7 protein-coding genes are annotated in these 9,657 nt (G+C 70.8%); 4 read left to right on the top strand and 3 right to left on the bottom strand.

Features of this window, described 5'->3' with window-relative positions; translation table 11 throughout:
- Nucleotides 1–63 precede the first annotated feature (63 nt).
- Nucleotides 64–846 carry a sporulation protein gene (locus GKQ77_RS20145; protein WP_219690315.1) on the bottom strand — a complete coding sequence of 261 codons (783 nt, stop codon included), beginning with the start codon at nt 844–846 and terminating at the stop codon, nt 64–66.
- Between the two features lie 184 nt (nt 847–1,030).
- Nucleotides 1,031–2,788, bottom strand: coding sequence for a DHA2 family efflux MFS transporter permease subunit (locus GKQ77_RS20140; protein ID WP_219690314.1), 1,758 nt, complete (start codon nt 2,786–2,788; stop codon nt 1,031–1,033).
- Between the two features lie 182 nt (nt 2,789–2,970).
- Between GKQ77_RS20140 and GKQ77_RS20135 the strand changes: the two genes are divergently transcribed.
- Nucleotides 2,971–3,597, top strand: coding sequence for a TetR/AcrR family transcriptional regulator (locus GKQ77_RS20135; protein WP_219690313.1), 627 nt, complete (start codon nt 2,971–2,973; stop codon nt 3,595–3,597).
- An 81-nt stretch (nt 3,598–3,678) separates the two neighbouring features.
- Here GKQ77_RS20135 and GKQ77_RS20130 read toward each other — a convergent pair whose 3' ends face one another.
- The gene (locus GKQ77_RS20130) at nt 3,679–5,076 is read right to left on the bottom strand and encodes a cation:dicarboxylate symporter family transporter (protein WP_219690317.1); all 1,398 of its coding nucleotides are present in this window, start codon (nt 5,074–5,076) and stop codon (nt 3,679–3,681) included.
- Nucleotides 5,077–5,359: 283 nt separating this feature from the next.
- Here GKQ77_RS20130 and GKQ77_RS20125 point away from each other — a divergent pair, with 283 nt between their 5' ends.
- The 3 genes from GKQ77_RS20125 to GKQ77_RS20115 all read left to right on the top strand — a co-directional run bounded on the left by GKQ77_RS20125 (nt 5,360) and on the right by GKQ77_RS20115 (nt 9,435).
- Nucleotides 5,360–7,174 (top strand): sensor histidine kinase, encoded by a 1,815-nt coding sequence (locus GKQ77_RS20125; RefSeq protein ID WP_258021615.1) that lies wholly within the window; start codon nt 5,360–5,362, stop codon nt 7,172–7,174.
- Nucleotides 7,171–7,854, top strand: a complete 684-nt coding sequence (locus GKQ77_RS20120) for a response regulator (RefSeq protein WP_219690312.1) — start codon at nt 7,171–7,173, stop codon at nt 7,852–7,854. The genes GKQ77_RS20125 and GKQ77_RS20120 overlap by 4 nt, the downstream gene beginning before the upstream one ends.
- A gap of 213 nt (nt 7,855–8,067) precedes the next feature.
- Nucleotides 8,068–9,435 carry an extracellular solute-binding protein gene (locus GKQ77_RS20115; RefSeq protein WP_219690311.1) on the top strand — a complete coding sequence of 456 codons (1,368 nt, stop codon included), beginning with the start codon at nt 8,068–8,070 and terminating at the stop codon, nt 9,433–9,435.
- Nucleotides 9,436–9,657: the final 222 nt, after the last annotated feature.

Genomic DNA, 9,657 nt, shown 5'->3' with positions numbered 1-9,657 from the left:
GCGGGGGCCGGCACCGGGCCCCGGGGACACGGCACCGACACCCGGGGCGGCACCGGGCCCCGGCTACCCGTCTATGAGCGCCAGCTGTTCCAGCGCCTTGCGGACGCGCGCGCCGAGGTCGGCCTCGCCCGCCTCGTGGTGCGCGACCGCGAAGGAACGCGCCGGAGGCTTCTCCGACCAGCTGAACGTGGAGCGGGCCGCGCGGCGCACGAAGACCAGGACGCCGACGACGTTCTGGAGGAAGACGACCTCCAGCTCCCCGAAGCGGTCCGCGCCCCGCGCGGGAGAGCCGAGGAAGAAGATCTGGTGCAGACCCCTGCGCGCTTCGACGTCGGGGATGTACTCGTCGACCAGACGCGAGCCCTCGACGAGGTAGCCCTCCTCGCCGAACACGTCCAGGACCGCCTCGAACACCGGCGGGGCCGCGATGTGCAGGAAGTCCACGTCCCTGACCGGCGACTCCGACTCCCACTCGAGCCGGGTGGTCAGCGACATGTCGACACCGAGGGCCTGGCCCCGGAGTTCGGTGACCGGGCACTCCCAGGGCAGGGTTCCCTTGAAGGGCACCCGCTCCTCCGCGCCGGGCGCCACCGTGAATTCGTAGCGGCCGGTGGAGAGGTTGGTCAGCTCGTCCTCCCCCACCGAGCCGTCGTAGTCATAGGCCTTGGCGACGACGTCGAGGTTGAGGAAGTCGATCTTGAGGCCCTGGCCGCCGCCCTTGAGGATGACCTCCCCCTCGACGGCCCGGCCGGGCATCGGGTTGAGCGTGGTGATCTGGGTGTCGATCTCCGGCGGTTCCTGGTCGCCGCCCCTGCCGCCCATCCCGAACAACCTGCGAAAACTCATGGCGCGTTCCCTCCCCTGTACTTGCGGCGCAGCATAACTCCTGGCCACAGCCCCGGAGGTGGCTCCCGAACGCACAACGGGGCAGGAGGCCCGATCGCGGAGAAGTCCCGGCGGCGTGCCGACGGGCACGCCCCGAAACGGGACTCTCCTGCGGTCGAACCCCCTGCCCCGGCAGGGGTGTTACTTACTTCTTGCGGCCGGCCCCGGCGGTGGTGGCCTCCGAGGCCTGCGCGTCGGCCTCCGAGGCCTGCGCGTCGGCCTCCGAGGCCTGCGCGTCGGCCTCCGAGGTCTGCGCGTCGGCCTCCTGGGCCTGCGCGTCCCGGCCCTTGCGCGGCAGCAGCACCGCCACCAGCACCGTCCCGACCCCGAGGATCACCGCACCGACGAGGCTCGTGTGCGCCACCGCGTCCGAGAACGCGGAGGTGACCGCGTCCGCCATCTTGCCCGCGCCCTGCGTCAGTTGCTCGGCCTGCGCCTTCAGCTGCGCGGCCTCCTGCTGGGAGCCCGCGTGGGCCGCCTTCTCGGCCGTCGCGTGCGCCTTCTCGCCGATGCCCTGGGCGACCGCGTAGCCCGCGCCGACCGAGTCCTGGGCGGTGTCCAGCGTGCCGTCGGGCAGCTTGGCGCCGGAGGCCGAGGCCGCGTCCTCGAGCTTCGAGGAGTACGAACTGGCCAGCACCGAGCCGAGGATGGCGATGCCGAGCGAACCGCCCAGCTCGAGCGAGGTGTCGTTGACCGCGCCGCCGACCCCCAGCTCCGACTCGGGGAACGCCCCCATGATCGCGTCGGTGCAGGGCGAGAGCGCGAGGCCGATGGCCAGGCCGAGGACGATCAGCGGGGCGACGAAGTCCCCGTACGAGGACGAGGCGTCGACCTGCGTGAGCAGCGCCAGCGCCACCGTGCCCGCGACCATGCCCGCCGACACGGTGATCTTCATGCCGATGCGCGGCGTGAGGAAGCCCGTGAGCGCCGAGCCGACGAAGACCGCGCCCGCGAGCGGCAGCATGCGCACGCCCGTCTCCAGCGGGTTGTAGCCGAGGACGAACTGGAGGTGCTGGGTCAGGTAGTAGAACGCGCCGAAGACCGCGAGGAAGAACAGCGCCACCGCGAGGTTCGAGCCCGCGAAGCGGCGGTCCAGGAAGCGGCGGACGTTCAGGATGGGGTGCGGGTGGCGCAGCTCCCAGGCGACGAACGCCACCAGGCCCACGCCCGCGACGACCGCCGCGGAGATCGCCTTGGCGTCCCAGCCGAAGTGCGGACCCTGGATGATCATGTAGACGAGCGCGCCGGTCCAGACGACGGAGAGCAGCCCGCCGACGTAGTCGATCCGGTCGTGGTGCCCGGCCTTGGACGGCGGGATCAGCACGAAGGCGCCGACGATCGCGAGCGCGGCGACCGGCACGTTGATCAGGAAGGTCGAGGACCAGCCGTGGTCCTCCAGGAGCGCGCCGGCGACCAGCGGCCCTGCGGCGATCGCGAGGCCCGCGGTGGCGGTCCACAGCACGATGGCCTTGGCCCGCTCCCCCTTCGGGAACGTCGCCGCGAGCAGCGAGAGCGTGGCCGGCATGATCATGGCCGCGCCGAGGCCCATGACGGCACGGGCCGCGATGACCCCGCCCGAACTGTCGACGAGCGACCCCGCCACCGCGCCGCCGCCGAAGACGACGAGGCCGAGCACGAGCGCGCCGCGCCGGCTGTACTTGTCACCGATCGCGCCGAGCAGCAGCATCAGCGCCGCGTACGGGACGGTGTAGCCGTCGATGACCCACTGGAGGTCGGAGCTGGAGAGGCCGAGGTCCTTGGTCATGTCGGGGGCGGCGACGGTCAGCGCCGTGTTCGCCATGACGATGATCAGCAGGCTCAGGCAGAGCACCCCCAGCGCCCACCAGCGGCGCGCGTACGGCCCCTTCATCTCCTCGACCGGTTGCTTCATGACTAGAGCCACCGAAGTCTCACCCTTCCCTGCCGCTGTGCGTTCTTGCATTCCGGTGACCTTGCACAGCACTGTGCAATTACACACCGCTGTGCAATTTACGCCACTGCACACAGCTGTGCAAAACGGTCGCGGGGCGGGCCCCGGGAAGCCGTCCGCGAAGTCGCGGGGCCACCCATGGCAAGCCGTGCAAAATGGAGCCCATGAGCCGAGCCGACGCCAACCGCCGCCGCATCCTGGAGGTCGCCCTCGCCGAACTCCTTCGCGATCCGGACGCGTCCATGGACCAGATCGCCCGCGCCGCGGGGGTCGTACGCAGGACGGTGTACGGCCACTTCCCCAGCCGGGAGGCGCTGATCGGCGCGCTCATCGACGGCGCGGTCGAAGCGGTCGCCGCCGCCCACGCCTCCGGGCGGGCCCAGTCGGACGACCCCGCCGAGTCGCTCGCCCATTCGATGGTCGCCGTCTGGGAGATCGCCGACGGCTACCGTCTCCTGGTCGGCCTCGCGCAGCGCAGCGTGGCGATGGAGGGCATCAGGCAGCGGCTCGCCCCGGTGCGCAAGGAGTGCGTGGACATGCTCCGCCTCGGCCTCGCGGACGGCTCCTTCGCCTCCCCGCTGCCGCCCGCCGCCCTCGCGTACGTCCATGAGCAGCAGCTCTTCGGCCTGATGGAGGCCGTGAACGACGGCCTCATCGACCCACGGGACGCGGGCCGCGCCGCCGCGTCGACGGCCCTGCTCTCGGCGGGCGTCCCGGTGGAGCGGGCGCGGGACATCATCGCGGGCCTGTCACAAGCGCCGGGCGCGCGAGCAGACGCATGAGCGCGGGGCGCCGCCCACGACGTACGCGCTCAAGAGCGGTTACGTCACGGGCGGCGCCCCGCGCTCGTCCCTGAACGGCGTCTACACCTTCGCGGGCTCCTTGCCGCCCTCGCCCCGCCGCTCCGGCAGCGAGGCCGCGGCCTCCGTCGCCTCGGCCCCGTCACCGCCCGCGTCACGGTCCGCGTGCCCGTCATCGACCAACGTACGTTCATCGAAAGGCAGTTGACCGGCGAGGACTGCGGCGACCCGCTCCTTGTCGACCTCCTTGGTCCAGGTGCCGATCAGCAGCGTGGCCACCGCGTTGCCCGCGAAGTTGGTGAGGGCGCGGGCCTCGCTCATGAAACGGTCCACGCCGATGATCAGGCCGACGCCGTCGACGAGCGCGGGCTTATGCGACTGGAGGCCGCTCGCGAGGACCGCGATGCCCGAACCGGAGACGCCCGCCGCGCCCTTGGACGCGATCATCATGAAGAGCAGCAGCGAGATCTGCTCGCCGATGCCGAGCGGCTGGTCCATGGCGTCGGCGATGAAGAGCGAGGCCATGGTCAGGTAGATCATGGTGCCGTCGAGGTTGAAGGAGTAGCCGGTCGGGACGGTGATGCCGACGACCGGGCGGCTGACCCCGAGGTGCTCCATCTTCGCGATGAGCCGCGGCAGCGCGGACTCCGAGGAGGAGGTGGAGAGGATCAGCAGGAACTCGCGGCCCAGGTACTTGAAGAGCTTGAAGAGGTTGACCCCGGCCACCATGCGCACCAGCGTGCCGAGTACGAGCAGGATGAACAGGGCGCAGGTGACGTAGAACCCGATCATGATCGTGGCGAGCGCCTTGAGCGCGTCGGCGCCGGTCTCGCCGATGACGGCGGCCATCGCGCCGAACGCGCCGACGGGCGCGGCCCACATGATCATGCCGAGCACCCGGAAGACGAGCTTCTGGATGTGTTCGACGCCGCGCAGCACCGGCTCGCCCGACCGTCCCATGGCCTGGAGCGCGAAGCCCACGAGCAGTGCGACGAGCAGGGTCTGGAGCACCTCGCCCTGCGTGAAGGCGGAGACGAGCGTCTTGGGAATGATCCCGAGGGCGAAGTCGACGAGGCCCTTGTCCGCCTCGTCGGCCGCCTCGTGGCCCGCGCCCTTCTCGGACTCGGTCAGGTCCATGCCGGAGCCCGGGTGCAGGATGTTGCCGACGAGGAGGCCGATGGCGAGCGCGACGACCGACATCGCGACGAAGTAGGCGAGCGCGAGCCCGCCCACCTTGCCGACCTTGGCGGCCTTGCGGACCGAGCCGACGCCGAGCACGATCGTGCAGAAGATGATCGGCGAGATCATCATCTTGATCAGGTTCACGAAGCCCGTGCCGACCGGCTTCAGCTCCTTGGCGAAGTCCGGCCAGATGAAGCCGACGGCGATGCCGAGCAGCACGGCGCCGATGACGGCGATGTAGAGGTAATGCGTGCGGTCCCGCTTGGCGGCGGGTGCCATGTGCGGGTCGGCCGTGGTGGTCACGGGGGCCCTCCTTGACTCCTTGAACGACGACTTCGGCGTTGTGGTGCCGGCGGCACCCGAGGGTGTCCGGCGGCGGCGCCCGCAGTGCGTGCGGCTCACGTCCTGGGCGATCCCGGCGACTATCTCCCGGGCTGTGAGGCCGGTCACCCTTGCGTTCATTTAGTTCGCACCCGCGCGATCACTGGCCAGCACCGGCCCGTGCCGATCCCCCGCTGGTCCGCGCCGTCCGGCGCATTGTGCGACGAGGCAGACTGGCACCATGCCTCCCACTCGCCCATCCCGTCGGCGCCGCCTGCCGCGCAGCCTGGCGGGCCAGCTCTTCGCGATGCAGATCGTGCTGGTCACGGTCGTGGTCGCCGGGTACGCGCTCTTCACGTATCTGAGCGACAAGCACCAGGCGGAGGAGAGCGCGCGCCGCCAGGCGACCGCGGCGGCCCGGGCGGTCGCGGACTCCCCTTCGGTACGAGAGGCCATACGCGGCGGCGACGACCCGTCGAAGCGGCTACAGCCGTACGCGACCCAGGTACAGCGGCACACCGGCGTCGCCTTCGTGACGATCATGGACCCGCGCGGCATCCGCTGGACGCACCCCGACGAGCGGCACATCGGCGAACGCTTCCTCGGCCATCGGCGGGAGGCGCTGCGCGGCAGGACCTTCACCGAGACGTACACGGGCACGCTCGGCCCGTCCGTGCGCGTGGTCACCCCGATCCGGGCCGGCGACGCGGGTGAGGGCCCGATCATCGGCCTGGTCAGCGCGGGCATCACCATCGAGGAGATCACCGCCAAGGCGCGCGGCCAGCTCCTCGCGCTGCTCGGCGTCGCCGCGGGAGCCCTCGTACTGGGCGGTATCGGTACGTACGTCATCAACGCCCGCCTGCGCCGCAGCACCCACGGGATGAACGCCGCCGAGCTGAGCCGTATGCACGACTACCACGAGGCGGCGCTGCACGCGGTGCGCGAGGGGCTGCTGATGCTGGACGGACAGCGGCGGATCGCGCTGATCAACGACGCGGGCCGGGAACTGCTCGGCGTCGCCGGTGACATCGTGGGACACAACGTCGCCGAGCTGGGGCTGCCCGCGCCGCTCACCGGCGCGCTCCTGGCGTCGGAGCCGCGCGTCGACGAGCTGCATCTGACCGTCGACCGGGTGGTCGTCGTCAACACCTCGCCCGTGACGGGCGGCGAGCGCAGAGGCACGGTCGTCACCCTGCGCGACCATACGGAACTACAGGCCCTTACCGGCGAGTTGGACTCCGAGCGCGGCTTCACGCAGGCGCTGCGCTCGCAGGCCCACGAGGCCGCGAACCGCCTCCACACGGTGGTCTCCCTCATCGAACTCGGCCGCGCCGACGAGGCCGTCGACTTCGCCACCGCCGAGCTGGAGCTGGCGCAGGCGCTGACCGACCAGGTCGTCGCCGCCGTCAGCGAACCGGTCCTCGCGGCCCTGCTCCTCGGCAAGGCGGCGCAGGCCAACGAACACGGCGTGGAGCTGGTCGTCTCGGACGACAGCAGCATCGACGACGGCGTGCTTCCGGCGTCCCTGTCCTCCCGTGACCTGGTGACGGTCCTCGGCAACCTCATCGACAACGCGGTCGACGCGGCACAGGGCTCACCGGCGGCGCGGGTCACGGTGACGGCCCGCGCGGACGAGACGAGCCTGCTCCTGCGCGTCTCGGACACGGGCCCCGGCGTCGACCCCGCGCTGCGGGAGGCGGTCTTCGAACGCGGCTGGTCCACGAAGGCGGCGACGGGCCGGGGCCTGGGCCTCGCGCTGGTCGACCAGACGGTCACGCGGAACGGAGGCGTGCTGACGCTACGGGAGGCGGAGGAGGGCGGCGCCCAATTCGAAGTGACCTTGACGGTTCCAGCTGCCGCTTCCGCGGCCGCCGCCGGTGCCACCGCTGTGGGCAGGCGTTCCGCAAGGCGGAACGGGTGGGCACAGCCCACGGCGCAGGGTGCCGATGAGATGGGCGCCGACCAAGGCACCGCACAGCCCACGGCGCCGGGCATCGACGAGGTGAGCGTCGACCAAAGCACCCAAGGCCCGCCAAAAGGTGACCGCACCAGATGATCCGCGTACTCGTAGTCGAAGACGACCCCGTCGCGGCAGCCGCCCACGTCCTCTACGTGAACCGCGTCCCCGGCTTCGACGCCATCCCGAAGCCCGCCCACTCCGCCGCCGAGGCCCGCCGCGTCCTCGACCGCACCCCCGTGGACCTGATCCTCCTCGACCTGCACCTCCCCGACGGCCACGGCCTCCAGCTGGCCCGCTCCCTGCGCGCCGCCGGACACCCCACGGACGTGATCGCGGTGACGTCCGCCCGCGACCTCGCCGTGGTCCGCGAGGGCGTCTCGCTCGGCGTCGTCCAGTACGTACTGAAGCCGTTCACCTTCGCCACCCTCCGCGACCGCCTCACCCGCTACGCGCAGTTCCGCACGGCCGCCGCCGAGGGCGAGGCAACCGGCCAGGACGAGGTGGACCGCGCGCTCGCCACGCTGCGCGCGCCCGGCCCCGCCGCGCTCCCCAAAGGCCTCAGCGGGCCCACCCTCGAACGGGTCATCCACACCCTGCGCGCCGCCCCCGAGGGCCTGACCGCCGCCGCGGCCGCCCAGTCGGCGGGCCTGTCCCGCATCACCGCGCGCCGCTACCTGGAACACCTGGTCGACACGGCACGCGCGTCCCGCAGCCCCCAGTACGGCCAAGTCGGCCGTCCGGAGCTGGTCTACCGCTGGCTCACGGCGGCCGAGTGACCTCCCGCTCCGGGCACCCCGGCCACGTACACCCGACAACCACGCACAACCGACAACCACGCACAACCGACGACCCCGTTACTCCGATAACAACGTTGTCACCTTGATGACAAGCGTCAACGCCCTCCCACCGCAGGGGCATTGACCTTGCTCCGAGCACGCGCTTACGTTCACCGGGCAGCCCCGCGTCGCAACCCCGCGCTGTAGGAGGTCGTGCCCGTGCGTCCCACCACCACCCCGTCGCTCCTCGCGGCATCCGCCCTGCTGGCCGCCGGCACCCTCACCGCGTGCGGCGGCGGTTCCGGCGACGACCCCGACACCGTGAAGATCTCGTTCAAGCAGTCCACGGACAACGAGATCAGGATCATGGACACCTATCTGGCGGACATCAAGAAGCAGTTCGAGAAGGCGAACCCCGGCAAGAAGGTCAAGCTGGTGCCGATCAAAGCGCCGGACTCGGAGTACTACACCAAGCTCCAGCAGATGCTCCGCTCCCCCAAGACCGCACCCGATCTCGTCTACGAGGACACGTTCCTCATCAACTCGGACATCACCAGCGGGTACTTGAAACCGCTCGACCCGTACCTGAAGAAGTGGAAGGACTGGGACCAGTTCATCGACTCGGCCAAGGCGGCGGCGAAAGCGGCCGACGGCAAGACGTACGGCGTGCCGGACGGCACGGACACGCGCGGTCTCTGGTTCAGCAAGGCGATCTTCAAGAAGGCGGGCCTGCCGGCCGACTGGCAGCCGAAGAACTGGGCCGAGGTCCTCGACGCGGCCCGCACGATCAAGAAGAAGGTGCCGGGAGTCACGCCCCTGAACGTCTATACGGGAAAGCCGGCCGGCGAGGCCGCGACCATGCAGGGCTTCCAGATGCTGGCGTACGGCACGGGCAAGGACCCGCTGTACGACACCGGGGCGAAGAAGTGGGTCACCGGCAGCAAGGGTTTCAAGGACTCCCTGAAGTTCGTCGAGACGGTCTACAAGGAGAAGCTCGGCCCCGATGTCTCCGACGCCCTCGACCCCAACTTCGCCACGCGCGTGCGGGGTGAGCTGCTGCCCGAGGGCAAGCTGGGCATCGCGCTCGACGGCTCGTGGCTGCCGCAGGACTGGGGCAAGGGCGCGGGCCACGAGTGGCCGGAGTGGTCGCGGAAGCTGGGCCTCGCCGCCATGCCGACACAGCACGGCCAGGCGCCCGGCAAGGTGAGCATGTCCGGCGGCTGGACCTGGGCGATCCCGTCCAAGGCGGGCAACCCCGACCTGGCCTTCAAGTTCATCGAGACCATGCAGACGACGGCCAACGCCAAGAAGTGGTACGTCGCCAACTCGGGCATCGCGGTCCGCGAGGACGTCGCGGCCGACCCGTCGTACGTGAAGGCGCAGCCCGGCATCAAGTTCTTCACGGAGCTTGTCGCCTCGACGCACTACCGGCCCGCGTACCCCGCGTATCCGAAGGTCTCCACCGCGATCCAGGAGGCGATGGAGTCGGTGACGACGGGTGACAGCTCGGTGGAGGAGGCGGCGAAGGAGTACGACGAGGAGGTCGAGTCGGCGACGGATGGCGAGGTCATCGACAAGTAGCGCGGGGCCGTTACGGGCCGGGCCGTTCCGTTCTGGCGCCGTGTTACCCGGCACCGGAGGCGTTACCCGGCACGAGCCGTACACCGGCACGAACCATCAACCCGTACGAGCCATCAACCCGTACCGGGGCCACCATGCCATCCAGCACCACAGGCCGTATCACCCGGCATCAGAGAGTGAGTGCCCGTACATGACCACCGCACCCGCCGCCGGGCCCCCGGC

Source organism: Streptomyces anatolicus, assembly GCF_019400875.1.
Classification (GTDB): Bacteria; Actinomycetota; Actinomycetes; order Streptomycetales; family Streptomycetaceae; genus Streptomyces; species Streptomyces anatolicus.
The sequence above is the reverse complement of the archived record's forward strand: the minus strand, read 5'-3'. Positions and strand labels throughout refer to the sequence as shown.